25 protein-coding genes and 2 tRNA genes are annotated in these 25042 nt (G+C 38.9%); 13 read left to right on the forward strand and 14 right to left on the reverse strand.

The window, feature by feature from the left end; genetic code table 11:
* The first annotated feature begins 17 nt into the window (after positions 1–17).
* The 3 genes from OQ268_RS17265 (at position 18) to OQ268_RS17275 (ending at position 3480) form a co-directional block, all read left to right on the forward strand.
* Entirely contained in the window at positions 18–1457 is a 1440-nt protein-coding gene (locus OQ268_RS17265) for a DUF1800 domain-containing protein (protein WP_265858018.1), read from the forward strand.
* Between the two features lie 19 nt (positions 1458–1476).
* Positions 1477–2676 (forward strand): DUF1501 domain-containing protein, encoded by a 1200-nt coding sequence (locus OQ268_RS17270; protein WP_265858019.1) that lies wholly within the window; start codon positions 1477–1479, stop codon positions 2674–2676.
* A 435-nt stretch (positions 2677–3111) separates the two neighbouring features.
* The gene (locus OQ268_RS17275; protein ID WP_265858020.1) at positions 3112–3480 is read left to right on the forward strand and encodes a YccF domain-containing protein; all 369 of its coding nucleotides are present in this window, start codon (positions 3112–3114) and stop codon (positions 3478–3480) included.
* Between the two features lie 153 nt (positions 3481–3633).
* On the opposite strand, the gene OQ268_RS17280 is transcribed toward OQ268_RS17275, so the two are convergent.
* Entirely contained in the window at positions 3634–4614 is a 981-nt protein-coding gene (locus OQ268_RS17280) for an App1 family protein (protein WP_265858022.1), read from the reverse strand.
* Positions 4615–4668: 54 nt separating this feature from the next.
* On the opposite strand from OQ268_RS17280, the gene OQ268_RS17285 reads away from it, so the two are divergent.
* Positions 4669–5523: a diacylglycerol/lipid kinase family protein gene (locus OQ268_RS17285; protein WP_265858024.1), complete on the forward strand. Its 855-nt coding sequence runs from the start codon at positions 4669–4671 to the stop codon at positions 5521–5523.
* Here OQ268_RS17285 and OQ268_RS17290 read toward each other — a convergent pair.
* The 6 genes from OQ268_RS17290 to hflX form a co-directional block, all read right to left on the reverse strand.
* Positions 5516–5851 carry a hypothetical protein gene (locus tag OQ268_RS17290; RefSeq protein WP_265858026.1) on the reverse strand — a complete coding sequence of 112 codons (336 nt, stop codon included), beginning with the start codon at positions 5849–5851 and terminating at the stop codon, positions 5516–5518. The two genes, OQ268_RS17285 and OQ268_RS17290, sit on opposite strands and share 8 nt — an antisense overlap.
* Positions 5852–5908: 57 nt before the next feature.
* The gene (locus OQ268_RS17295) at positions 5909–6562 is read right to left on the reverse strand and encodes a TonB family protein (protein ID WP_265858028.1); all 654 of its coding nucleotides are present in this window, start codon (positions 6560–6562) and stop codon (positions 5909–5911) included.
* 60 nt (positions 6563–6622) lie between these two features.
* Entirely contained in the window at positions 6623–7315 is a 693-nt protein-coding gene (locus tag OQ268_RS17300; RefSeq protein ID WP_265858029.1) for a peptidoglycan DD-metalloendopeptidase family protein, read from the reverse strand.
* A gap of 1 nt (position 7316) precedes the next feature.
* On the reverse strand, positions 7317–7946 hold the full coding sequence (gene trhA / locus OQ268_RS17305; protein ID WP_265858031.1) for a PAQR family membrane homeostasis protein TrhA: 630 nt from the start codon (positions 7944–7946) through the stop codon (positions 7317–7319).
* A 4-nt stretch (positions 7947–7950) separates the two neighbouring features.
* On the reverse strand, positions 7951–8331 hold the full coding sequence (gene rbfA / locus OQ268_RS17310; RefSeq protein WP_265858034.1) for a 30S ribosome-binding factor RbfA: 381 nt from the start codon (positions 8329–8331) through the stop codon (positions 7951–7953).
* Between the two features lie 88 nt (positions 8332–8419).
* Positions 8420–9610: a GTPase HflX gene (gene hflX / locus OQ268_RS17315; RefSeq protein ID WP_265858036.1), complete on the reverse strand. Its 1191-nt coding sequence runs from the start codon at positions 9608–9610 to the stop codon at positions 8420–8422.
* Positions 9611–9834: 224 nt separating this feature from the next.
* On the opposite strand from hflX, the gene pnuC reads away from it, so the two are divergent.
* Positions 9835–10497, forward strand: coding sequence for a nicotinamide riboside transporter PnuC (pnuC, locus tag OQ268_RS17320; protein WP_265858037.1), 663 nt, complete (start codon positions 9835–9837; stop codon positions 10495–10497).
* A gap of 40 nt (positions 10498–10537) precedes the next feature.
* Here pnuC and OQ268_RS17325 read toward each other — a convergent pair whose 3' ends face one another.
* The gene (locus tag OQ268_RS17325; RefSeq protein ID WP_265858039.1) at positions 10538–10996 is read right to left on the reverse strand and encodes a DUF2442 domain-containing protein; all 459 of its coding nucleotides are present in this window, start codon (positions 10994–10996) and stop codon (positions 10538–10540) included.
* A gap of 847 nt (positions 10997–11843) precedes the next feature.
* Here OQ268_RS17325 and rplM point away from each other — a divergent pair.
* The 7 genes from rplM (at position 11844) to frr (ending at position 17268) form a co-directional block, all read left to right on the forward strand.
* Positions 11844–12287: a 50S ribosomal protein L13 gene (gene rplM / locus OQ268_RS17330; protein ID WP_010602007.1), complete on the forward strand. Its 444-nt coding sequence runs from the start codon at positions 11844–11846 to the stop codon at positions 12285–12287.
* 3 nt (positions 12288–12290) lie between these two features.
* A complete protein-coding gene (gene rpsI / locus OQ268_RS17335; protein ID WP_265858041.1) occupies positions 12291–12677 on the forward strand; it encodes a 30S ribosomal protein S9 in 387 nt (128 codons plus the stop codon).
* Positions 12678–12695: 18 nt separating this feature from the next.
* Positions 12696–13529 carry a 30S ribosomal protein S2 gene (gene rpsB, locus OQ268_RS17340; RefSeq protein ID WP_265858042.1) on the forward strand — a complete coding sequence of 278 codons (834 nt, stop codon included), beginning with the start codon at positions 12696–12698 and terminating at the stop codon, positions 13527–13529.
* 129 nt (positions 13530–13658) lie between these two features.
* Positions 13659–14504 carry a translation elongation factor Ts gene (gene tsf / locus OQ268_RS17345; protein WP_265858044.1) on the forward strand — a complete coding sequence of 282 codons (846 nt, stop codon included), beginning with the start codon at positions 13659–13661 and terminating at the stop codon, positions 14502–14504.
* A 296-nt stretch (positions 14505–14800) separates the two neighbouring features.
* Entirely contained in the window at positions 14801–15895 is a 1095-nt protein-coding gene (gene nagA, locus OQ268_RS17350; protein ID WP_265858046.1) for an N-acetylglucosamine-6-phosphate deacetylase, read from the forward strand.
* A gap of 64 nt (positions 15896–15959) precedes the next feature.
* Positions 15960–16664, forward strand: a complete 705-nt coding sequence (gene pyrH, locus OQ268_RS17355) for a UMP kinase (RefSeq protein WP_265858048.1) — start codon at positions 15960–15962, stop codon at positions 16662–16664.
* Positions 16665–16704: 40 nt separating this feature from the next.
* Positions 16705–17268 carry a ribosome recycling factor gene (gene frr, locus OQ268_RS17360; protein WP_265858050.1) on the forward strand — a complete coding sequence of 188 codons (564 nt, stop codon included), beginning with the start codon at positions 16705–16707 and terminating at the stop codon, positions 17266–17268.
* A 34-nt stretch (positions 17269–17302) separates the two neighbouring features.
* On the opposite strand, the gene OQ268_RS17365 is transcribed toward frr, so the two are convergent.
* From OQ268_RS17365 to OQ268_RS17375, 3 genes are all read right to left on the reverse strand, one after another.
* Positions 17303–18343 (reverse strand): LacI family DNA-binding transcriptional regulator, encoded by a 1041-nt coding sequence (locus OQ268_RS17365; RefSeq protein WP_265858052.1) that lies wholly within the window; start codon positions 18341–18343, stop codon positions 17303–17305.
* A gap of 139 nt (positions 18344–18482) precedes the next feature.
* Positions 18483–18626 (reverse strand) — tRNA-Asp (locus OQ268_RS17370).
* A gap of 88 nt (positions 18627–18714) precedes the next feature.
* Positions 18715–18823 (reverse strand) — tRNA-Asp (locus tag OQ268_RS17375).
* Positions 18824–18979: 156 nt separating this feature from the next.
* Here OQ268_RS17375 and OQ268_RS17380 point away from each other — a divergent pair.
* Entirely contained in the window at positions 18980–19456 is a 477-nt protein-coding gene (locus OQ268_RS17380; protein WP_265858054.1) for an Lrp/AsnC ligand binding domain-containing protein, read from the forward strand.
* Between the two features lie 204 nt (positions 19457–19660).
* Here the strand turns inward: OQ268_RS17380 and feoB are convergent, their stop codons facing one another.
* The 3 genes from feoB to OQ268_RS17395 form a co-directional block, all read right to left on the reverse strand.
* Complete coding sequence (gene feoB / locus OQ268_RS17385; protein ID WP_265858056.1) at positions 19661–21769, reverse strand: ferrous iron transport protein B; 2109 nt, start codon at positions 21767–21769, stop codon at positions 19661–19663.
* Positions 21770–21781: 12 nt separating this feature from the next.
* A complete protein-coding gene (locus OQ268_RS17390; protein WP_265858057.1) occupies positions 21782–21997 on the reverse strand; it encodes a FeoA family protein in 216 nt (71 codons plus the stop codon).
* Between the two features lie 164 nt (positions 21998–22161).
* The gene (locus tag OQ268_RS17395; RefSeq protein WP_265858059.1) at positions 22162–24927 is read right to left on the reverse strand and encodes an outer membrane beta-barrel family protein; all 2766 of its coding nucleotides are present in this window, start codon (positions 24925–24927) and stop codon (positions 22162–22164) included.
* Between the last annotated feature and the right edge of the window lie 115 nt (positions 24928–25042).

The following is a 25042-nucleotide window of genomic DNA, read 5'->3' on the forward strand; positions in this document are numbered from 1 at the left end:
TGTTAAACCGTCCACCTATGAGCGCAAAAGATAATTTCTCAAAAGTAAAGCACCTTTACAACAGAGCAGGTTTCGGCATTGCCTATCCAGACCTTACTAAAATAAGCAATAAAAATCTTGATAAAGTAGTAGAAGAGTTGTTACGGGCCCCGAAGAAAGACGATTTAATTACGTTGGTAGATCAAACAGAATCTAAAAGGCAAATGCTGGCGCAAGCGGGGTTATATTCCAAGAAAGACCTCAGCGAAGAGGAAAAAAAAATGCGTCGCGATATTGTACGGATGCAAAATGAGGTAAGCAGGGATCTAAATATTGCCTGGATTAGCCAGATGATAAATACCGAATCGCCGTTACGCGAAAAAATGACGCTTTTTTGGCACGGACATTTTGCCTGCAGAAGCAATAACCCAATGTACGCCCAGCAGCTCAATAATATCCAAAGAACGCATGGTTTAGGTAGCTTCAAAACGTTACTTGTAGAAGTTTCAAAATCGCCAGCCATGCTTCAATACCTAAACAACCAGCAAAACAGAAAGGGCAAACCGAATGAAAATTTTGCCAGGGAGCTGATGGAATTATTCACCTTAGGCCGTGGAAATTACGCCGAGAACGACATCAAAGAATCGGCCAGGGCATTTACCGGATGGATGTACGACAGAGACGGATCTTTTATCTTTCGTAAGGCGCTACATGATGATGGTACCAAAACCTTTTTCGGTAAGGTTGGCAATTTCGAGGGCGAAAATATCATCGACATTATTCTCGAAAAACCACAAACAGCCGAGTTCATTGCTCGGAAAGCTTACAGATTCTTTGTTAATGATACCCCTAACGAAGTACATGTAAAAGAGCTGGCCAGTCATTTCTATAACAGCAAGTACGATATCGCTGCCCTAATGCACAAGCTCCTTACGGCAGACTGGTTTTATAGCAGCGAAAATGTTGGTAACAAAATAAAATCGCCGGTTGAGTTCTTAGTTGGCCTCAGTAGAGAATTTTATGTTACCTATAATAAGCCGCAGGTGCTTATCCAATTACAAAGTAGCTTGGGTCAATATCTTTTCAACCCGCCAAATGTGGCTGGTTGGCCTGGTGGGCAAAACTGGATCGATAGTTCTTCGCTCATGCTTCGAATGCGCATCCCTTCACTAGTACTCAATGATGGCGAAATTGACTTTAGTGGCAAGGCAGACCCTGAAGATGAGGCGGTGATTGCCCTGAGCAGAACCAATACGGCAAATGCCAATAACAATCAACCAAAATCTTACGTAAATGCCAGCGCAGATTGGCCAAAATTTTTGGCTACCCTTCCCAAAGGCCTTACGCCCCTTGCCCTCACACAATTTTTACTTCAACCTAAGTTAAACGATAAAATAACAAACATGGTGGCAGATAATAAGGGCTTACGCAGTACAGCCGTAGAAATAACCAGCATGCCCGAATATCAACTTTGCTAATTCATAAACACTTAGTAACATGAACAGAAGAAATTTTTTAAGAAATACAGGTTTCGTGGCAGCAGGTTCTTTATTTGTTCCTGCGTTTATGAAACCGCTAGAGGCCATGGCGCTAGGTGAGCTAAGCCTATATAAAAATTTAGTAGTGGTACAACTTTCTGGTGGTAACGATGGTCTAAATACCGTTGTTCCTTTTGGAAACGATATTTACTACCAAAAAAGACGAGGCATTGCCATAAAGCCAGAGGAGGTAATTAAGCTGAATGATATGCAGGGACTAAACCCCAACATGAAGGCACTGCAAGAAATTTACGACCAAGGCTGGATGACTATCATTAATGATGTAGGTTACCCAAATCCCGATCGTTCTCACTTCCGCTCGATGGATATTTGGCAAACCGGTAGCGATAGCAACCAATTTCTATCTACTGGGTGGATTGGCCGTTATTTAGACAGCAACTGCCAAACCTGCAAATTCCCTTATACCGCCATCGAAGTAGACGATTCTTTATCGCTGGCCATGAAGGGGCAAACTAAAAAAGGTATCGCCCTAAAAGATCCTGCAGCATTGTACCGCAACACCAACGATCCATTTTTTAAAGCCATGCTGCAAAGCGATAAAGAGCATCTGGATGAAGATAACTTGGGTTATCTATACAAAACCATGATCGAAACGCAATCATCAGCAAGCTATATTCAAAATACCTCAAAAATTTATCAATCAAAATCTACTTACCCACAGAGTGGTTTCGCCAATCAGCTAAAAACAGTGTCTAAGTTTATTTCGTCGGGCTTAAAAACAAGGGTATATTATGTTTCCCTCAGCGGTTTCGATACTCACGTAAACCAAATTAACCAACAGGGCAACCTGCTTAAACAGTATAGCGAAGGTATGGCCGCATTCTTAAAAGACCTAAAAACCAACAACAAATTAGAAGATACCTTGGTGGTAACCTTCTCCGAATTTGGCCGCAGGGTAGAGCAAAATGCCAGCAATGGTACCGACCACGGCACCGCCAATAACATGTTTGTTTTTGGAGGCCGTTTAAAAAAACAAGGTATCTTCAACTCAGCACCAAACTTAAGCGATTTAGATACCGGCGATCTAAAATATCAACTCGACTTTAGACAGGTTTACGGTACCATTTTAGATAAATGGCTCGATGTAAACAATGCCGATATCTTGAATAAAAAGTTTAATACCCTAGATTTTATTTAATTTTCTGGAAAGCAAAACCTGCATATCATAGCTGAGCTTCGGTCCCGCTATTCGCAAAAAAAAGCCCACTATCATAAGCAAATTGGGGCTTTTTTTTGCTGCTATCGGGTTTATTTTAGAACTGTCTGTTAAACATAAAAAAGCCACTTTCAGGGAAAACGCTAAATACATTTGACTTCGCAAAAGGTTAGCTATTCTAGCATTTAGGAGCTAATATATTGCCAGCTGTTGAATATAACTTAACCACCCCGTCTGTTCCGCATCCACGCCTCCAACGGATGGGGAATAGCAAATCGCGTTCGTTAATAGTTTGATAACACCTCACCTACTTCGAAAGATGACAAAACCAAGTTGAGAGATGATAACCCAAACCCATAATTTATACTTCATTTTGTAACATTCTAATTTGGATGCAATCTTAACCTAAAAACAAAAATGAACTTTTTAGGTAACATCATCTGGATAATTTTTGGTGGTATTTTTATATTCTTCGAGTATATTATTGGGGGCTTAATACTTTGCCTTACTATTGTTGGCATTCCCTTTGGCATTCAATGCTTTAAATTTGCCATTGTTGGCTTGGCCCCTTTTGGCATCAAAATTACCGATACCTCATCAAACACAGGATGCCTTTCTACCGTAATGAATTTAATTTGGCTGGTGTGCGGCGGCTTTTGGATTGCCCTAACACATTTATTTTTTGGCTTGCTTTTTTGCGTTACAATAATAGGGATCCCGTTTGGCAGGCAGCATTTTAAGTTAATGAACCTGGCTTTTACGCCCTTCGGAAAATCGATCTCTTAAGCAATAGACCAACAGCTTGCTCAAAAAAATGCGAATTACGCCCGTACTATAGCCCCAATTGAAATGGAAAGCCCACAGCCCAATTTTTCATTGGGCGAGGACTTGCAATGGAAAGTGGGACTGCTGCAACAAATGTGTACTACACTTGCGCTTCTAATCTTGCGCAATTAAACCCAAAGCTTTCGAATGCGCAATGGCTTCGTTGCTATCAACAAAAAGACAAGTACTTACCCCCTTATCCTCAATTTTTTGCAACGTAATTTTCGTGTCCTCAGCATTTGCTGGCACAATGTTCCGAATGTAAACCGCAGCGATATTTACCGGATATTTTTCTACAATAGAGGCATAAATGTGTGGATCCTGCTGAGAATTATCGCCAAAGAATACAAACTTTTGGTTTGGAAATGCATCCAAAATCCGCATTACCCTAAGCAGCTTCCCTTCATGCCCTGTCTTTCCTGTCTTAATCAAATCTTTCCAACGTTTTAGGGTATTTAGCAGAAAAGCCCCATCGGGAAGCTTATTAAAGTGAAAAGTTTCAACCAGGTAATCGTACAAATTCCATTCGCTGCTACTCACATAAAAAAAAGGGTTCGGTTGGTCTTTCTCGGTATGTGCCAAAGCCAGTTGTTGGTAATGGCTTGCAGCTTCTGGAAAGGTTTTGCGGGTATGTGGATTTTTGATAAAAAGCTCTCTTAGCCGGCGGCCAATTGTTGCCGAATGAGATACCATTACGGTGTCGTCTACATCAGAGATGAACCCATATTGTGTAATGTGTGGTACATAAACTTTTCCTTCGCCACTATTTAATACGTTTCCCTGCTCATCTAACGCATCTACTTTAACAAAATGCCAACCCCCGGCAACGTCTTCTTCGGCCTCCCATTCAAATTTAAAAAAGCCATCTTTTTCGGTTTTGTTGTAAACCGTTTGACCGAAAAACTGCAACCTTACCGACAAAGAAGGGTAAGGCTTTAAGATAAAAAGCTTTAGTAGGTGGATAATGTTGATGAAAATATTATTGCTAAAAATTTGCTGTGTTTTTGCTTTCTTTTTAAATACATGACCATATACTACTAGATTATGTTTGTGCCCATAACCACGATAAACTTTTACACTAACACTTTTATTCATTGATAGTAAAACAGAGTTAGGCAAAACTTGTTTGTGTGTAAAGCCATAAGAAAGATGAAATTGCTATTTATTGTAAATCCGGGTTCTGGAAGTCATGATATTGACTTGAAGGAAGTAATTTCTACGCACTTTGCTGATAAAGATAGCTCAGTTGAAATTTTTGAACTCCCTGAAGATTGCGACATTGAAAAGATTAAGCAAAAAATAAATCAGGAAAAAGCAGATCGGGTTGTTGCTGTTGGTGGCGATGGAACCTTAAAACTGGTTGCCGAATGCCTGTTAAACACGGATACTCCCATTGGCATCATTCCCGCCGGATCTGCAAATGGGATGGCCAAAGAACTGGGTATCCCTACCGATATTGAGTTGGCACTGGATGTAGTGGAACAAGGTACACCACGTAAAATACATGCAGTTAAACTTAACGATGAAATTTGTATTCATCTATCTGATTTGGGCTTTAATGCCTATTTGGTTAAAAAATTTGATATGCTACCTGACCGTGGCATGTGGGGATATGCAAAAGCAACATGGCATGCGCTATGGAACCATAAGCGGATGCAAGTAGAACTAAATATTGAAGGTAAGCATATAAAATCTGCTGCTGCAATGGTAGCCATAGCCAATGCCACCATGTATGGTACCGGCCTGAAGATAAATCCTGACGGAAAATTAGACGATAATCTGTTTGAAATTGTAGTAGTTAAAGATTATTCTTATCTCGAAATCTTAAAAATCTGGCTAACTAAAATTCCGTTTAACCCAAAGAAAATCGAAGTTTTTCAAACGGAAGAGGTGAAAATATCATCTAAACATAAAGTCCATTTCCAGGTTGATGGCGAATATGTTGGCAAAGTAAATACAGTTGAAGCTAAAATTTTACCTGCTGCCATTACCGTAATTACCTAGGCAATTTCCGATGGAGTTTAACAGTGAAGTATAGTCGGAAAACCTCTGCAATAAAACAAAGCTTAAAAAGAATGGTAAACCAACCATCGCTTAGGCCAAACCATTCGGGAAGAAATGTAATAAAACCGAAAGAAAAAATCCATACCACCAGGCGGAAAGGGAATTGGATATAATACATAATAAATCCAAATGACTTGAATAAGGCCAAGCCAACTGCAGAGATAAAGAGTGAAACGAACACAAATAGGGTGAAGTAAACTTTTACCTGCGATAAGGTTTGATCGGGAATGAGATTGAGATGGGTGACCATGCCCCAAAACTGCTTCATTAGCAGCAGTATACTAATAACATCAAGCAAAGCAAAAAACCTGGCTGTATTTTTCATTTATTGGCAGTACTTGGATAGATACTCATCTGCTAAGCTACTACCCATATGCTTAACAAACAAAAAATCTTCACATGCGCCCTGCCTATCTCCTTGCTTTATTTTTTTTAGCCCGTTCTCAATCCTGGAATTAAGGTATTCATCATCTATCCCTAACTGCTTCTTAATTGCGATAAATTGCACTTCTTGACCGGGTTGCGCCTTATCAATGTTTTTATAGAAATTGATTACTGAATTGGTAAGTTCTTCTTCTGCCCGGTATGCTTGGATGGATGTTTGGATATCGCTACTTGATCTGCCTTCACAGTTATAGCCCTGGAGCTTAAAAGTTACTGGAACAATTACAGAGGTGGTGGTATCGTAGTTAGCTGGCACCTGCCACTTTCCGCTGCTCATCCTTACCAAACGCAAAGCTTCTTCATCTAAATCAGATAAAATGCCCTTACTTATTTTCGAATAAAAAACCTTGCCATCTTGATCTAGTTTGAAACTTACATTAACCGTTCCCTGGATGCAATTTGCTTTCGAAAAACCCGGATAAATGGTGTTATTGCGCAAGAAGTCTGACCATCCGCTCTTGCCAGATTTAAATTGCAGTTGCGCATTGCAAACAAAAGCACTAATCAAAAAAATAAAAATCAACAACTTCCTCATTGTTACCAATTTAATAAAAAAAGCCTGCTTTTAAGAGGCTTCGACAGAAAACTTACATTTTTATTTCAAACTGAAAGTGCGCTTCAAGATTAAATTTGGGTCTGGGCAATTGGCCAGGTATTGCGATCGCTCGCTAAATTTGCAAACCCCAGGGTAATCGCCTTTAAGTCCATACATGTTTTTTATAATCTGAAAATGCAAATGGGGCGGCCAATAACCGTTTTCTTCTTTTAAACCTAGGGTAGCAAACTGCTCCCCAGCGCTAATATGCTTACCAACTACTAAATTGTTAAGAGATGCTAGGCTTAAATGCCCGTATAGTACGTTAAATTCAAATCCGTCTATATTGTAGCTTAAAATTATCGTTGCGCCATAATCGCCAAAGTTGTTGTTGTTGGCAAAACTATGCACCGTGGCATCGTAAAAATTGTAAATTGGTGTTAGTGCCGGCGCCCAGATGTCTACCCCCAAATGTAACCTTCTGGGTTCTTCCCCTGCATCAAAATGTGCACTTCGAGCATAAATGGTTCGGTGTTCATCGTAACCACCAATACCATGAGAAGCACCATTTTTAGCCAAATGCTGATTAATCCATGTCGCGAACGATTCGGTGTCGCCCAAAATTTCGGGGGTTAGCGCTGCATTGGTGGCCGTAAAATCCAGTTCAAGGACTTTATCTGTGCCAGGGTTAAAATCTACAACATGGTGCAGCTTTTCAAAATTAGCGGCGATAACTTGATCAAAAGGTTTCATTTCACTTGAAGATGTAAATGTAGTTGTAAATGTAATGAGCAAGTGCGCCTCCAATAACGAAGAGGTGCCAAAGCTCGTGGCTATGCATCCAGCGGTACATCTGTTTGTCTTTAGCGTAAAAATAGGTGCCGCTTATGTACAAAACACCGCCCAGCAGCAACCAGAAAATAGCACCGATGGATAAGGTAATGAGCATTTTTTGTAACAGCGGAACTATCAAACAGCCCATTAATATATAAATCGACACCGAGATTAAAGTGCTTTTGAGCCGATTAAAAACTTTCAATAAGCAGCCTACAAGAGCAATAAGCCAAACAATAGTAAAAAGCCCCCAACGCAAATAGCCATCGAACACCAATAGTGCAGTGGGCGTATAAGAACCGGCAATCATTAAGTAAATACAACAATGGTCTAACTTTTGCCAAAACCGAATGCCATAATCACTGGCCGGATAGCCATGATACATAGCACTTACCGAAAAGAGAACAAACATCCCGATGCTATAGATCCACGCTGCTGTAAATGCTATTGGCGTATGGCATTTAACTAACAAAAAATAACCCGCAGGGATTGCTACCAATGCGGGTATAAAATGTGTAAAAAAATTAACGGGTTCTCTTAACTTTCTCAAAGTATTACTCTTCGTTGTCCTCTTCTTTTTGCCTTGGTTCTTTCGCTATTTTATCGAAAAGGTGATCCATCCGTTCTACATATTCGTTGGTGTCATCTACAAAAAAAGTAAGCTCTGGCACTACCCTTACCTGGTGGCGAATCCTGGCACCTAGCTTATACCTTATTTCACCTGCATGTGCATTAACTGTGTTAATAGATAATGTTGTGTTGGTGGTGTTAAAAAAGCTTAGATAAACTTTTGCTACTGCTAAATCTGGTGAAACCCTAACCCGGGTAATAGTTACCAGGGTATTAGGCAAAAAGGCAGCGCCTTCTCGTTGAAAAACCTGTGCTAACTCTTCCTGTAGTACTCCTGCAAATTTCTGCTGACGTTTACTTTCCATAATTTTCCTTCTATCTCAATCTAGGCCCTTGGCAGACCATCCTGAATCTATTGCCGACACGAAATCTTACGTTGCTCGACCTAATAAACTAATATAACAAATTACTATCGTACGGGTACCTAGCCACATGAGCATCTTTTACCTTATCGTATAGCAATGTTTTAAACTCTTCTATATTTTCCTTTTCGGTAGCCGAAATAAACAACACAGGTACTTTGCCATGACTCATCCAGCTTTTTTTAAAATCATCCAAACTTAGCTTTCCGTCGTCGTCTTCATTGTCTACCTCTGGCGAAACATAAGCATCTATCTTGTTAAACACCAAAATCATGTCTTTATCTACTGCACCAATATCTTTTAAAGTTTCATTTACGGTATTAATCTGGTCTTCGAAATTAGGATGCGATACATCTACTACGTGGATGAGTAAATCAGCCTCCCGAACTTCGTCTAGGGTAGATTTGAAGCACTCTACCAAATGGTGAGGTAATTTCCTAATAAATCCTACTGTATCTGATAATAAGAAAGGAAGATTTTCGATAACCACCTTTCTAACCGTTGTATCCAGCGTAGCGAACAGCTTATTCTCTGCAAATACCTCCGATTTTGAAAGCATATTCATGATAGTAGATTTACCTACGTTGGTATAACCGACCAGGGCAACACGAATTAATTGTCCCCGATTTTTTCGCTGCGTTTCATTTTGTTTATCGATATTTCTTAAACGCTCCTTAAGCAAGGAAATCTTATTTAAAATAATCCGCCTGTCACTTTCAATTTGCGTTTCACCAGGTCCACGCATACCAATACCACCTTTCTGACGTTCAAGGTGGGTCCACATACCGGTTAACCGAGGTAAAACATATTGCAATTGCGCCAGTTCTACCTGAGTTTTCGCCTGTGCCGTTTGGGCCCTGCTTGCGAAAATATCTAAGATGAGATTACTTCTATCTAAAACTTTCACCCCCAACTCTCTGTCGATGTTACGCAGTTGAGATGGCGAAAGTTCATCATCGAAAACAACGGTATCAATCTCCTCAGATTTAACGTAGGCTTTAATTTCTTCTAATTTCCCGGTACCCACGAAAGTGGCACGCTCTGGTTTAAGCATTTTCTGCGTAAAAACCTTTTCTACCTTCCCTCCTGCAGTATCTACCAAGAAGGCGAGCTCGTCTAAATATTCCTTTGTTTGCTCTTCCTTCTCTCCCGGGGTAACTACTCCGACCAAAATGGCTCGCTCCTGCTTGATCGCAGTATCATAAAATTTTTGTTTTCCCATGTAATTATGTACAAAGATACAAAATTTGCAAATTGTATTAGACCTAGGCATGCCTGGCAAATGTGGCAATCAAGCAAAGCTAATTTTCCTTCTCGAAATTGGTAAGTCAGTTATATTTGGTCTAATGTCTAACTTATCAACATACCTGTTTTTAATTTTGTTTTCGACCTGAAAATCAAAGCTGCATTTATTTACATATTTTAGGCATGTAAACCATTTTAAGTATGAATTTTTTTGATACCCGTAGTATCTTTTTTACTGTACTGGGCTACCAAATGAGCTACCTCGAATTCTTCGCTGTACTTACCGGCGTTGTATCGGTTATTCTCTCGGCCAAAGCTAATATTTGGAGCTGGCCAGCAGGCATTGTAAATGTATTCTTGTCTGCCTTCTTCTATTATCAAATTCAGCTGTACCCCGATATGTTCTTAATGGGTTTTTTCTTCGTTACCAATATTTTAGGTTGGTGGAGATGGGCTAACCCTAATCCTGCAGAAGAGGATCGCAAAAAAGAGTTGAAGGTGAGTTACCTGCCCAAAAAGCAATTTCTGATTTGGCTCGTTGCTGGCACTGCCGGCACATTTGTAATTGGCAGCTTAGCGGCACAGTTGCACCATTGGTTCCCCTTGGTGTTTAACCTACCTAGCGCCTATCCATTTGTAGATTCGTTTATTTTGGTAATGAGTGTAATTACCACTTTTTTAATGATACAGAAACGAATAGAATGCTGGATTATTTGGTTGATGATAGACGTGGTGGCCACCTACCTGTATTTTTTAAAGGGCGCCATGTTCTTTGGTGTGGAGTACGTCCTTTTTACTTTGATTGCCGCTTTCGCCTTATGGAACTGGATAAAGGAATATAAAAGTTATGGTAAACCTGTATGAAGAAGTTTAAGAAGATGTTGTAGAAAATTGTAAAATATCTCTAAATTTTACCACTATGCAAATCCCAAATAGGGAAACACATTTCGTAGTCATTCCAAATAATATCACCAAACTCGATAGTAAAATTTTTAAACTTACCTCTATCCAAGTATTTTTTTGTCATTGGATTTTTTGATAAACTTAAGAAATTTTCAAAATCTACAATCTGGTTTACGCGATCAGAAAATTCGAAAGCAATTTTATAATCTTCAAAATACTCAGCTTTTTTAATTTCAATAACCATAGCTATATTTTTTTTAGTTATTACTGCTGATTGTATTGGTTTGTTGTAAATGAAATAATCGACCCATTTGGTAACGATATCATTTCTATATGCTTCGACAAAAACCTTAAAATTTTTTAGGTTTTTTGAATCTAAAGGCTTTTTACCTTTAACATCAGAAATTACAATCTCTTTAAAAACACCATTAATAAATATTATTTCGGCTTTACTTTCCATACCTTAATATTTCCCATGAACATGAATCGGCTCATGCTCGTTGGAATAAAAAAGTATAATAAGACCTAAATATTCATAGAGTTTTGGCATTACACAAATATAATTAATTATAGATAGAATTTCTATGTAGAATTGGCTTTAAGCTTGATGATCAGTAGGACGAATATTAATACTTTTATGTATATGAAAAAATTATTTGTTATAGTCGCACTTATTTGTTTTGGAACTTTTGGCTGTTTGGAATGGTGAAGGAATAACGATTTCAGGATCTTTGCTCTAGATATGTTCTAAATTATAGAGTTTTATAGTAAGCTATGGGAGCTAAAATATTTCTGCTTTGTACGGCTGTTTCTATAATCCTCATTTTGATGATTAAAGTTAAAGGTCCTTACAGAGAATGATCACAATTCATAATTATCGTTTAAAATCACAATATGTAATATTAAGATCTTAAATAATCAGGGTAGAAAACCAATCTCACTCCTGGACCAAGGCTATTTTAAACCCGATTGAAGTGGAAATCCTTTTGCTTGAGATTGCTGCGTTCCTCGCAATGACGACCATGGCAAAAGATTGCAACAAAAAGCGGGGCTGAAACCCACCGAAGGATTACTGTAATTGATTTACAAAAAAATAAAACACGCCACCGTACTAACACCCCTTTAAAAGAGCGGGACTAACCACAATACCGTTAGCCCTAAGTCTATCTAAGCGATCTTAAAACTAATACCTAATAACCTTCAACTTTTTTCTCATCAACTATTTGATAATAAAAGTATTCTCTCTATCTTTGCAGTCCCAATTTTAATGGGAATAATAAATTGTTTAATAAATTAAATACAAGCAAGTGAATACGTTAAGTTACAAAACTGTCTCGGCCAATGCGAAAACTGTTAACAAACAGTGGATTGTTGTTGATGCGCAAGGCGAGATTTTGGGGCGCTTGTCATCGAAGATCGCTATGATCATCCGTGGTAAAAACAAGCCAGAGTACACCCCACACGTAGATTGCGGCGATAATGTAATCGTTATCAATGCAGACAAGGTTAAATTGACAGGAAACAAATTCAGCGAAAAGCAATATGTTTCTTATACTGGTTATCCAGGTGGTCAACGTTTTATTTCTCCAAAGGAGTTAATGGCGAAACACCCTCAACGTGTAATCGAGAAAGCGGTACGTGGTATGTTACCGAAAACTAAATTGGGTAAAAAACTTTACACCAATCTTTTTGTGTATGCTGGTGAAACTCATCCTCATGCAGCTCAGTCTCCAAAAACCATTAAACTTTAAGAAATGTCAATTACTAACACTTCAGGCAGAAGAAAAACAGCTGTTGCACGTATCTACTTAAAAGATGGTGCTGGCGCAATTACCGTAAACGGTAAAGATCACAAAGAATATTTCCCAACTTTACCTTTGCAATATATCGTAAACCAGAGTTTAGAGGTTTCTGAGCTTACTGGCCGTTATGATATTACTGTAAACGTACAAGGTGGTGGAGTAAAAGGACAAGCAGAAGCTGTTCGTTTAGCTATTGCTAAAGCGATTGTTGAACTAGATGCGGAGAAAAAACCTGCATTACGTGCTAAAGGCCTAATGACGCGTGATATGCGTATGGTTGAGCGTAAAAAACCAGGACGTGCTAAAGCTCGTAAGAAATTCCAATTCAGTAAACGTTAATCACAGGAGGCAAAGACAATGGCAAGAACAACTTATCAAGACTTATTGGATGCAGGTGTACACTTTGGTCACCTTACCCGTAAATGGAATCCAAAAATGGCTCCTTACATTTTCATGGAGCGTAATGGAATTCACATTATAGATTTAAACAAAACTTTAACTAAAACTGAAGAAGCTGCGGCTGCGATTAAACAAATCGTAAAATCAGGACGTAAAGTTTTATTTGTATCAACAAAAAAACAAGCTAAAGGAATTGTAGCTGAGCAAGCTAAAAAAGTAAACATGCCTTTCGTAACCGAGCGTTGGTTGGGTGGTATGTTAACTAACTTTGCTACTGTTCGCAAGTCAATTAAAAAGATGTCTAACATCGATAAAATGACTAAAGACGGTACTTATTCGATCTTATCTAAAAAAGAGCGTTTAATGATTCAGCGTGAGCGTATTAAATTAGAATCACTTTTAGGTGGTATTGCTGATTTAAACCGTTTACCTGCAGCTTTATTCTTAATTGATGTTAAGAAAGAGCACATCGCGGTAACTGAAGCGTTAAAATTAAACATCCCAACTTTTGCGATGGTTGATACAAACTCTGATCCTTCTAACATCGATTTCCCTATTCCGGCGAATGATGATGCTACAAAATCTATCTCGTTAATTACTGATGTAATTATCAAAGCGATTGAAGAAGGTTTAGACGAGCGTAAACGCGAAAAAGATGATGAGGCTGAAAAAGAAGCAGTAGCAGCTAAAGCAGCAGCTGATGCTCCTGAAGTAAAAGAGCCAAGACGTAAAAAAGCTGCTGAAGCAGAAGTTGAAGCGTCTTCATCAGAAGAAAGTAAAACAGAAGAATAGTAATATTTTTTAATTGCAGGTTACTGGTTTCAGGTTTTAAGTTGGCTTAATATGAGTTTAACTTAGCGCTTGTAATTTGTAACCTGTAATTGTTATAACAAGATTGTAAACTTTAAAAAAGGAAATAAAATGTCTACAGTACAAATTACTGCCGCAGATGTAAATAAACTACGCCAACAAACTGGCGCTGGTATGATGGATTGCAAAAAAGCTCTAGTAGAAGCTAATGGCGATTTCGAAGCTGCTGTTGATTTATTGCGTAAAAAAGGTCAAAAGGTATCTGCCGCTCGTTCTGGTAATGCTACTTCAGAAGGTTTAGTATCTATCGAAGTTTCTGCTGATGGCACTAATGGTAAATTAGTTGCTTTAGCTTGCGAAACTGAGCCAGTTTCTAAAGTTGAAGATTTCCGTAACCTTGCACAGGCTGTTTTAGCTGCGGCGGTTGCCAACAACCCTGCTTCTATCGAAGAATTATCTGCTATTACTTTAGAAGATGGCCGTTCAGTTGCTGAAACCATTACTGAGTTAACAGGTAAAATTGGCGAAAAAATCGTTATCCAGGACTATGCAAATATCTCTGGCGAAAAAATCGTTTCTTATATCCACTCTAACGGTAAAATGGGTGTTTTAGTAGTTTTCCAAGGTGCTAATGGCGCAGATATTACTGAAGCAGGTAAAGATGTTGCAATGCAAATTGCTGCAATGAACCCAGTTGCTGTAGATAAAGATGGTGTAGATCCGGCTACTATCGAGCGTGAAATCGAAATTGCGAAAGACGTTATCCGCCAGGAAGGTAAACCAGAAGAAATGGTTGAAAAAATTGCTGCAGGTAAATTGAACAAATTCTACAAAGACAGCACTTTATTAAACCAAGAGTTTGTAAAAGATGGCTCTATGGATGTTCGTAAATTTTTAGATAACACTGCTAAAGGTTTAACCGTAACTGCTTTCAAACGTGTACAATTAGGTGCATAAGCATAAATAAAATTATAGAAACCGCCCGATGTAAATCTGGGCGGTTTTTTTATATCCTTTTTTTAGAAAATGAACGGCTCGCAATGCTTGGCAACTGCAGCCCCGCTCTTGTTTCAATCTTTTTGGCTTCGGCCTTCTTTCCTACAGCAGCAATAGTAGCATGAACATGGTGATAACCTACCATACAATTGCAACAAAAAGTATTTTCACGCTATCGGGTTTATTATTGAAGTTTGTTCATAAAAACGCAAAATTAGCTATCATCTTAGTAAATTAGGCACTTTAAAAGCAAACCTATGTTAAACCTATCCAATATAAAGTTTTACCAGAATAATACACTGTATGAAAGCAAAAGCATAAACATTCAAGACGGTAAAATCGTGTCTATCGGGAATGCAGACGGCAAAAACTCCGCTGACACATTCATTGTTCCAGGTTTTATCGATTTACAAATTTATGGTGCCGGTGGCAGATTATTTTCGGCCAACCCAACAGTAGAATCTTTAACCATTATGGAAGATGATTTGTTAAAAAAAGGCACAACGGGCTTTTTAGCCTGCATGGCTACGAATACACCAGATGTTTTTAACGAGTGTATCAAAGCAGCTAAAGAACATCGCACCATTGCAAAGAACTGTTTAGGCTTGCATTTAGAAGGTCCCTTTTTAAACCCTAAAAGATTAGGCGCACACGTTCCGGAATTTGTTAGAAAAGCAAGTCTCGAAGAGATTAAGGAATTATTAGATTTTGCAGATGGCGTAATTAAGATGATGACAATTGCGCCCGAATTGCAAGATGATCGGGTAATTGCATATTTGTTAGACAACGGTGTTGTAGTATCTTTGGGCCACAGCAATGCAACGCATCAAGAAGCAACAAACGCGTATAATAAAGGTATCCAAACCACAACGCATCTTTTTAATGCCATGAGCCCTGTTCATCATCGCGAACCTGGCATACCTACCGCAATTTTTAACCACCATAAAGCCATGGCCAGTATTATTGCTGATGGAAGGCATGTAGATTTTGAAGTGGTAAAATTCGCCAAAAAATTATTAGAAGATAGGCTGTTTCTAATTACAGATGCGGTAACGGAATGCAGCAATGGCCCATACCAACATGTTAAAAGCGGCGACAAGTTTGTAATGCCAGATGGAACACTCTCTGGCTCATCTTTAACAATGTTACAAGCAGTTAAAAACTGTGTTATACACTGTGGTATTGAACTGGCAGAAGCAATTAAAATGGCAACAAGCTATCCAGCGAAGTTAATGGGCATCGATAATCTAATGGGCCAGATTGCCCTCGGTAAACAGGCCAACCTGCTGGTTGTGGATGAGGAGTTGGCGTTACAAAAGGTATTTTTTAAAGGCCAAACGGTTTCAATCTAAATATTTACATCAATTGTTAAAAAGCATAGCCAGGTATTAAAAAAATGTTAATATTTTTGAGGTCATGAAATACAAACGCATCCTATTAAAACTTAGCGGAGAATCGCTAATGGGCGACAAACAATATGGCATTGATAACGAGAGAGTTAAACAGTATGCCGAGGATATTAAAGCCGTACATGATAAAGGTTTGGAAATCGCAATCGTAATAGGCGGCGGAAATATTTTCAGAGGTTTAAGTGCCGAAAAAAGTGGGATGGATAGAGCACAGGCAGATTACATGGGTATGTTGGCAACAGTGATCAATTCCATGGCCTTGCAAGATGCTTTAGAGAAAGTGGGTATAAAAACCCGACTGCTCACTGCCATTAAAATGGAACAAATTTGCGAGCCATTCATCAGAAGAAGAGCTGTGCGCCACTTAGAAAAAGGTAGGGTGGTAATTTTTGGGGCTGGTACAGGCAACCCATACTTTACCACAGACTCTGCAGCTGCATTAAGGGCGATAGAAATTAAAGCAGATGCCGTTTTAAAAGGCACACGCGTTGATGGTATCTATACTGCTGATCCGGAAAAAGATCCTTTGGCAACCAAATACGAAGAAATTACGTTTAAAGAAGTATATGCTAAAGGATTAAATGTTATGGATATGACGGCATTTACCCTTTGCGAAGAAAACCAAGTGCCTATTATCGTGTTTGACATGAATAAACACGGAAATTTCATGAAAATAGCCAACGGCGAACCTATTGGCACATTGGTGAAATAGCCTTTAAAAAAATTATTACTTTTGTAGAAATACATACATTATGAACGAACTCATACAATTACAATTAATGGATGCGCAGTCTTCTATGGACAAAGCCATCGATCATTGTGAAGCTGAATTAACTAAAATAAGAGCTGGTAAAGCGTCTGCAGGAATGCTTGACGGTATTTTTGTAGATTACTATGGTGCCTCTACAGCATTAGCTCAGGTGGCCAGCATTAACACACCAGATGCCAGAACAATTGTAATTCAACCTTGGGAAAAATCGCTTTTAACCGCAATAGAAAAAGCTATTCAGGTAGCTAACATTGGTATTAACCCACAGAACGATGGTATTGTTATTCGTTTGGTTGTACCACCTTTAACAGAAGAACGGAGAAAGGATTTGGTGAAAAAAGTTAAAGAAGAAGCAGAACGTGGCCGAATTACAGTACGTAATATTCGTAAAGATGCCAATACTAAAATACAAAAGTTAAAAGGCGACGGCGTGTCTGATGATGAAATTAAAACTGGTGAAGGTGAGGTTCAGAAATTAACCGACGCATACATTGTGAAGGTAGATAAACATGCTGAAGCTAAAGAAAAAGATGTAATGACGGTATAATAACCGACATTACAATATCAAAGGGAACAGCTGATTAATCTGTTCCCTTTTTTTTTGTTAAAGATCTCTTGCTCGACTCTCTTATATTAAATATTGTAGGAACAACAATCTCCTTGTAACTGGTAACATGGGTAGCGTTCTCGAGTCTGTTCATCAATGTTTTCATGATGTTTTCTGCCAAGGCACGTAAAGGCTGGGCAATGGCTGTAACCGGGGGATCACAAAACTCAAGGATTTCAAAATCATCGAATGATACTACAGCTAAGTCTTTATGAATGCGTAATCCGAGTTTCTTGAAGGTACGTAAGCCATCTAAAGTTATGTAATTGGCAGCAAAAATAACGGCTTCTAAATGTTTGTTATTTTTAAAAAATTGAGTCATTTCCTCGATGGCTTTGGCAGAGGATGTATAATTGATCTTCAGGATTGTGGCCGGCAGTTTATGATTGGCTATCTCTTGTTCATAACCATTAAGCCGATCAATCATCTGCTGTTGGTGAGTATCTATGGTTACGAAACCTATTTTCTGATAACCGTTACTGATGAGGTGTTTCGTTGCTGTGGCCGTACTGTGTCTATTGTTAATCAGCACATAATCAGTATCAATTTCTGGCACCGATCTATCGAACAATACAACTGGTGCATGGGCTGCAATGAGTTTTTTTATTTCTTCCTCTAAACCCTCAGGTAGCGCCATGATGTAACCATCAACATGTCTGTCTTTAAAAATTTGAAGCAGCTCTGTTGCTTTCTTGGTATCGTTTCTGGTGCTGCTGAAAAGAATTTTATAACCCAGTTCAGAAGCAATTTCATCAATATGCTTTGCTAAGCCAGAAAAGAAAGGTTCAGAAATATCGTCTACCAGGAAACCTAAAATACGTGTTTTTCCGGTCCGCAGGCTTGTAGCCAATGAATTCGGCTGATAATTTAATTCGGCAACTAAATCCATTACGCGTTTAGCTAGTGCATCGCTAATGTTCATTTCTTTAGCACGCCCATTAATAACGAAAGAAACAGAAGTAATGGAAACGTTAAGTTGTTTGGCAATATCTTTAATTGAAACTCTTTTCTTCATGAGTATGTCTCACACAATAATTAATAAGCTGTCAAGATAACAATAATGGGAGAATTGTTGCTAGCAAATCTTCTTTAAATGAAAAAGAGCAACCTATCCAGGATTGCTCAATTAACTAACTTATTATTCATAAAAAATGCTGTTGGGGAAGGAGTCGAACCTTCAAGGGGTAGTTAGCTACAGTTCAAAAAATTAATTGTGGTCAACCCAATAAACTGCGTTTGTCCCATTATTCCCCACCACCGAGACAAGGAGGCGTGTCTGCCAATTTCACCACCCAACATTATTACTATAATTACAAGTTTTACATTATAAGTAAGGTTTCCATATGCGAAACGTATAACTTAAAACTGTAACTTACAACTTTAGTGCTGTAGGGGAAGGAATCGAACCTTCAAGGAGTAGTTAGCCATTGCTGGTTTTCCCATTTTCTCCGCCACCGAGACAAGGAGGTGTGTCTGCCTGTTTCACCACCCTACAGTATGTTTTGCAATCGTTTAAAGAACGTACCCTTTTGTTAATTGCTTGATACAAATGTAAAGGAACATGTAATACCTTGCAAATATTTTAAACATTTAATTTTATTTTTATAATATTCATAAATATTGCTAAATTCGCTTATCATTATTAAAAAATATGCTTAAAAAAGACAATTCCAATTTAGAAATTGACAACCTCGACATCGATATTTTGAAACAATTGATGCAGGATGCCACAAAGCCTTACACCGAAATTGCAAAAGATTTGATTGTTTCTGGCGGAACAATACATGTGCGAATGAAGAAATTACATGAAATGGGCATTATTAAGGGGTCTCACCTCATTATTGATCCGCAGAAGGCAGGATATGATATCTGTGCATTTCTCGGTATCTATTTAGAGAAAGGTATACAGTATAAAGATGCGGTAGCTCAACTAAGCAGCATTAAAGAAGTAGTTGAACTGCATTATACCACGGGTGCCTACAGCATGTTTGCGAAGATTATTTGTAGAGATACTAACCACTTGCGCCATGTGTTAAATGAGGAAATTCAGGCAGTTAATGGCATACAACGTACAGAGACTCTTATTTCTTTAGAAGAAAGCATTAAGCGCCAGATAGAACTAGGGTAGCAACAGGTGCTGAAGGCGGAAGGCTTCAAGGTGGAATGCTGGAGGATAGGATGTGCAATGGTTTTTAAATAGTTGCATTGAACTAACTGTTTAGACCCGATTGCAGTGAGCACGTAGCCCGTACTGAAAGGGAGGGTGAAGTAAAACGGAAAGCGGGACGTTCGTCAGCTCGTTGCAGTTTCCCTGCTCTTCTAATTTTTGTATTTAACTTAGGAATTGGTATGCAACTAATGCAGCAAGGTACGCCATTGCAGTCATGTAAACCAATTGAATAATGGGCCATTTCCAGCCCTTGGTTTCACGGTAAACAATGGCAACTGTACTCATACATTGCATGGCAAAGGCGTAAAAAAGCATCAGCGATATACCAGTGGCAAAAGTATAAACTGGCAAACCTGTACGGCTATTTATAGACGCAGACATGCGTTCTCTGATGGTAGAGGTGTCTGCATCGCCACCATCTACACTATAAATGGTTGCCATGGTGCCCACAAATGCTTCGCGTGCGGCAAATGAGGTAATTAACCCAATACCTATTTTCCAGTCGTAGCCAAGTGGCCTTATGGCCGGTTCTATCCAATGCCCTAAAATGCCAACATAAGAGTTTTCCAATTTCTCTGTAGCCACAAGGGTTTGGATGTGGGCAGCTTCGGGGTTGTTACCCGATAACTGTGCCTGATATTTTTGATCTATCTGTTGAAAGCGATTGCCTGGTCCGAAGGATGCCATTACCCATAAGATAATGGATATGGCAATGATAACTTTTCCTGCTTCAAATACAAAGGTTTTTGATTTCTCGTACATGGTGTAGAATACGTTTTTCCACCTTGGCATACGGTAAACAGGCAACTCCATAATGAAGTAAGCCCGCTCTTTGGTTTTGATGATGAGTTTCATTACCCATGCTACAATAACCGCGGCAAATACACCAACCAAGTACATAATCATTAGTGCTAAGCCCTGGATATTGAAAATTCCAAAGATTTTGTGCGATGGAATAATGAGTGAGATGATGAGGATATAAACCGGAAGGCGGGCAGAACAGCTTATTAACGGCGTTACCATAATGGTTATGATTCTGTCTTTCCAGTTTTCGATATTCCTGGCCGCCATAATAGATGGAACGGCGCAAGCCAAACCCCCAATCATAGGCACTACTGATTTACCATTTAATCCGACCTTACTCATGATTTTATCCATCATAAAGGTAACCCGGGCCATGTAACCCGTGTCTTCTAAAATAGAGATAAATGCAAAAAGGATGGCAATTTGCGGAATAAACACAAATATTCCGCCTAAACCAGCGATGATACCATCGAGCAAAAGATCTGTTAACATTCCACCTGGTAAGTACTCGTGTCCCAATGCGGTAAGGTAGCCAAAGCCGGTTTCAATCCACTCCATGGGGTAGCTAGACCAAGCAAATATGGCATTGAAAATAACCAGTAAGATTAATAGAAAAATTGCCAATCCCCATATTTTGTGGGTTAAAATGGCATCTAACTTATCACTGATGACAAACTTCTTCGCCATACCCACATCTGAAACTACACCAATTAAAATGGTACTGAGGTATTTGTAGCGGGCAATTGTTTCTGCCGCCTGCACTTTCGAAGATTCGAATTGATGTAATTGCTCGATTGCTTCTATATCATGCTGCTCCTGTTCGGAAAAGAAGTTTAAATATTCGTGTTGATGGAGTACTTGTAAAGCATAGTAATCGCTAGTGGTATTAAGCTTCTCTTTTACCGAATCGATAGCCTCTGGTGCGAGGAAATTTACATCTACCTCTTGCAATTGGGTGGCTATTTTATTGGTATTGGTAATGGCCTGTTTAAGTTTATCCAGGCCAATGTTATTTCTAGCAGAAATAGGAACTACTTGCACCCCCAAACGTTCTGCCAGTTTATCGACATTTATTTTGATCCCCTGTTTTTCAGAAAGGTCGATCATGTTTAAAGCCAATATGGTTGGAATACCTAAATCTGCAACTTGCGAATAAAGCAGCATATTACGCTTTAGGTTGGAGGCATCTACTACCAGCACCACCACATCTGGATGGCTAGCATTTTTCTCATCGGCCAGAACCTGGAAAACGATGCGTTCATCGCTGCTTTTAGGATACAAACTATATGTTCCGGGTAAGTCAATTACGCTCGCCGATCTACCGTCGACAAATTTCATGAAACCTGTTTTCTTATCAACAGTGATGCCCGGAAAATTACCTATCTTTTGGTTTAATCCTGTAAGGCGATTAAACAGAGTAGATTTACCTGTATTGGGGTTCCCAACTAACGCAACTTTAATATCCAAAACCCTTGTTATTTATTGAATGATGATTACTTCAGCCTCGCTTTTACGCAGACAAAGCTGGTAACCAGCAACGCGAATAGCCATTGGATCGCCAAGTGGCGCAAACCGTTCCACTTCCACCATTTCGCCCGGCAAACATCCCATCTCCATGAGCTTTACAGACATGTCTAAATCTGTAAAAGCTACAATGACTCCTTTTTCGCCAATCTTTAGATGTGAAAGTTTCATCTGCCTGCTTTAGTTATTAACTGCTCATGAGCCTCATTTAAAAACGAAAATGTTAAAAATGAAGGCTGATGCTAAATTTAGCGCAAGTTAATCTTTCTTTAGATTTATTCCAAATAAGATATGGTGATGAATGAAGGAAATAAGTGCTTTTACGCCACAATGATTTAATTTCGCTGGCGACCGCCGCCAGAGCCACCGCCACGATTTCTGCCACCGCCATCTTCATTTCTTCGAATTCGGTTTTTTCCCCCCATTCTATTGAGCGAGTATGTGAAGGAAAACATGAAATAGCGTTTCAAAACATTGTAACTTTCATCTCTGATGGTATTGTTATTTGCCGTTCTGCTTACGCCTTGGTTTTCGTTCAATAAATCATTTACCGCAGCCTTTAGCGTACCTCTATTGTTAAAAAGTTGTTTACTGATATAGGAATTTAAAAGCGTGAAATGAGTATCGAATGCTTCACCTCTGCCTGTATTCTGGTTATAATCTGCGTCTATAGCAAAACGAATGTTGCCAGGAAATAAATAGCTTACACTAATATTGGGGCTGAAGGTATAAAAGCGTGTGTTGGAATTTGGCTGTTCTGAGTAGGTTGCACGGTTTATAGATCCATTAATACCTGCTGTAAGATCTAATTGTTCGAGGTTAGAAACCAAACGATACCCATTACTGATAGACCAGCCATTGGTGATGTTTCGCAAGGAATTGGTAAAGTTTACATCGCGATCGTAATTTGCACCCACATTAACATGAAAATTCAATTTGTTTTCGGCCATAAGTGGTAAACTCAAAGATGAATTTAATGACCCGGAGTAAACACCGTTTACATTGACTGGGAGGATAGCAAGTTTACCCTGGTCTGGACCTGTTGGGATTAAACTAACGCTATTGGCAATTCTATTACTTGTTTGGGTAAGATTTAAGTTTACAAATAACGACCTGTTTTTACCAACGGTATAGGTATTAAAAGACAGTCGCAAGTTGTTATTGAACTCTGGCTTTAAATCTGGGTTACCAATTGGAACGTTCTGCGTATTGGTATTATTTCTGATAGGCTGTAATTGCTGTATACTTGGTTGGTTGGTACTTCCCCTATAGTTAATTACAAAGCGTTTGCTATTGCTGAAATTATACCTGAACATGGCCGATGGCGTGTAATTAAAAACATTTTGCTTCAATACAAAACCTTGAGTAACGTTATTATTCGTTCTATCGGTATTTTGAACGGCAAAACCCACATTCCAATTGTATTTTTTAGCCATTTTGTTGAAACTGAAACCTGCAGTATTTACTAAAATTGTATTCTCATAAGCATTGCTATAGGTTTGATCGAGTAGATCATATTGTAGCGTGGCTGGATTGAAGTTATATGTAAATCGGTCTGATTTGTTATGGTTGTAGCCGTTTTGATAGTTAAACTCTAGACTTAAAGTTTTATCTAGTGGTTCGGTATAAACCAACCTGGTGCTTTGGTTTAAGGATTCACTTGCCTGATCATTAAATTGGTTGGTATTTTTGGGTGTAATTGCTGTTCCCTGGGTTCTGGTTTCGTTATTCTGATTATAATTAGCCGCATCATTGTTATTGATACTGGTATTTAAATTTAAAGATAACGTTCGGCCCCTGCGCTTAAATTTCCTGCGTAGTAGTATATTGTTATTGATAGACGGTGATGTGCTATGGTTCGTAAGCGCTTGTGAACCATTTATCATGTAAGTGCTATAATCTCTGGAATACTCACTTGAATTTAAACCCTCATTATTGGTGTAGCTTAAATTGGGTTGTACCCGAAGGGATGTAAGTGAATCAAGCTTGGTATCGATCATAAAATTTAACCGATGATTTAGGCGGCTCGAATTATTAATTTGATTATTGTTGAAAATAGTGGTTACATCACCTAGAAGGTTTTGAGTAACGCTATTGCGTAAAATCAAGTTTTCCGATCTGTTAACAAAATAGTTTAAGCTAAGCTCGGTTTCGTCGGCATAGGTATCGTTGAAGTTAAAACCTCCGGCATTGGTTTCCGTAATACCTCCTCGTCCGCCGTTGCTGCCACCATTACCACCGCCCAAACCACCTCCAAAGTTCTGCCTGTTTACATTGTTGAACTGGGCAACCACGCTTAGTTTACGGTCTTGATTAAACTGGTTGATATTGGCGTTAATATCATACCGATCATCGGAACCATAGCCCGCAGTAGAATTACCAAAGTAGCCGTGTTTTCTATCCTTCTTTGTGGTGATATTAATGATTTTTGTTCGCGATCCATCGTCTACTCCTGTAAATTGTGCCTGGTCTGAAAGTTCATCGATGATCTGAATTTTATCTATCATATCTGCTGGAAGGTTCTTGGTTGCCAGCAGTGGGTCGTTACCAAAAAATTCCTTCCCATCTACTTTTATCCGGGTGATGGTTTCGCCCTGGGCTTTAACCGCCCCAGCTTTATCTACCTCCACGCCAGGCAGTTTCTTTAATAAATCTTCGACCACGGCATTCTCTACAACCTTAAAAGAGCTGGCATTGAATTCTAAAGTATCTTTCTTTACCACAATTGGCGGAACTTCAGCCTTAATTTCTACCGTTTGCAAATCTATAGCACCACCTTCCAACACGATATCGCCAATGGCTATATCTAGTTTTTCAGCAGAAATTATAAAATCTTTATTGGTATTTTTAAGACCTAAAAATGCTGCATAAAGCCTGTAGTTTCCCGGTTTAAGACCTTTGAAAACAAAACTTCCGTTTTCTTCAGTACTTACCGCACCTACCGTGGTAGAATCTGCCATGTTTTTAATTGCCACTGAGGCATAATCGATAGGCTGCCGATCTTTAGACTGGATAACCCTACCACTAACCGAACCCGTTTTCTGGGCAATGGCGTTAAAAGAACAAATAATGATGAAGAAGAACGTAAAGATTTGTTTCATTCGGCTAGTTAATGGTTACGCTTTAAAGACTTAGCGTTTTTAAAAAGGTTTACTTACGTTAGGTAACAAATGAAATACATAATTGTCGTTTAGACAATTAATTTTCTTCAAAATA

It is taken from the genome of Pedobacter sandarakinus, assembly GCF_026240095.1.
GTDB classification, from domain to species: domain Bacteria; phylum Bacteroidota; class Bacteroidia; order Sphingobacteriales; family Sphingobacteriaceae; genus Pedobacter; species Pedobacter sandarakinus.

What these genes read in the sequence shown, in the direction of transcription:
- OQ268_RS17265 (WP_265858018.1), top strand. Translation starts at nt 18, where the DNA reads ATGAGCGCAAAAGATAATTTCTCAAAAGTAAAGCACCTTTACAACAGA.
- OQ268_RS17270 (WP_265858019.1), top strand. Translation starts at nt 1,477, where the DNA reads ATGAACAGAAGAAATTTTTTAAGAAATACAGGTTTCGTGGCAGCAGGT.
- OQ268_RS17275 (WP_265858020.1), top strand. Translation starts at nt 3,112, where the DNA reads ATGAACTTTTTAGGTAACATCATCTGGATAATTTTTGGTGGTATTTTT.
- OQ268_RS17280 (WP_265858022.1), bottom strand. Translation starts at nt 4,614, where the DNA reads ATGAATAAAAGTGTTAGTGTAAAAGTTTATCGTGGTTATGGGCACAAA.
- OQ268_RS17285 (WP_265858024.1), top strand. Translation starts at nt 4,669, where the DNA reads ATGAAATTGCTATTTATTGTAAATCCGGGTTCTGGAAGTCATGATATT.
- OQ268_RS17290 (WP_265858026.1), bottom strand. Translation starts at nt 5,851, where the DNA reads ATGAAGCAGTTTTGGGGCATGGTCACCCATCTCAATCTCATTCCCGAT.
- OQ268_RS17295 (WP_265858028.1), bottom strand. Translation starts at nt 6,562, where the DNA reads ATGAGGAAGTTGTTGATTTTTATTTTTTTGATTAGTGCTTTTGTTTGC.
- OQ268_RS17300 (WP_265858029.1), bottom strand. Translation starts at nt 7,315, where the DNA reads ATGAAACCTTTTGATCAAGTTATCGCCGCTAATTTTGAAAAGCTGCAC.
- rbfA (WP_265858034.1), bottom strand. Translation starts at nt 8,331, where the DNA reads ATGGAAAGTAAACGTCAGCAGAAATTTGCAGGAGTACTACAGGAAGAG.
- hflX (WP_265858036.1), bottom strand. Translation starts at nt 9,610, where the DNA reads ATGGGAAAACAAAAATTTTATGATACTGCGATCAAGCAGGAGCGAGCC.
- pnuC (WP_265858037.1), top strand. Translation starts at nt 9,835, where the DNA reads ATGAATTTTTTTGATACCCGTAGTATCTTTTTTACTGTACTGGGCTAC.
- OQ268_RS17325 (WP_265858039.1), bottom strand. Translation starts at nt 10,996, where the DNA reads ATGGAAAGTAAAGCCGAAATAATATTTATTAATGGTGTTTTTAAAGAG.
- rpsI (WP_265858041.1), top strand. Translation starts at nt 12,291, where the DNA reads ATGTCAATTACTAACACTTCAGGCAGAAGAAAAACAGCTGTTGCACGT.
- rpsB (WP_265858042.1), top strand. Translation starts at nt 12,696, where the DNA reads ATGGCAAGAACAACTTATCAAGACTTATTGGATGCAGGTGTACACTTT.
- tsf (WP_265858044.1), top strand. Translation starts at nt 13,659, where the DNA reads ATGTCTACAGTACAAATTACTGCCGCAGATGTAAATAAACTACGCCAA.
- nagA (WP_265858046.1), top strand. Translation starts at nt 14,801, where the DNA reads ATGTTAAACCTATCCAATATAAAGTTTTACCAGAATAATACACTGTAT.
- pyrH (WP_265858048.1), top strand. Translation starts at nt 15,960, where the DNA reads ATGAAATACAAACGCATCCTATTAAAACTTAGCGGAGAATCGCTAATG.
- frr (WP_265858050.1), top strand. Translation starts at nt 16,705, where the DNA reads ATGAACGAACTCATACAATTACAATTAATGGATGCGCAGTCTTCTATG.
- OQ268_RS17365 (WP_265858052.1), bottom strand. Translation starts at nt 18,343, where the DNA reads ATGAAGAAAAGAGTTTCAATTAAAGATATTGCCAAACAACTTAACGTT.
- OQ268_RS17380 (WP_265858054.1), top strand. Translation starts at nt 18,980, where the DNA reads ATGCTTAAAAAAGACAATTCCAATTTAGAAATTGACAACCTCGACATC.
- OQ268_RS17390 (WP_265858057.1), bottom strand. Translation starts at nt 21,997, where the DNA reads ATGAAACTTTCACATCTAAAGATTGGCGAAAAAGGAGTCATTGTAGCT.
- OQ268_RS17395 (WP_265858059.1), bottom strand. Translation starts at nt 24,927, where the DNA reads ATGAAACAAATCTTTACGTTCTTCTTCATCATTATTTGTTCTTTTAAC.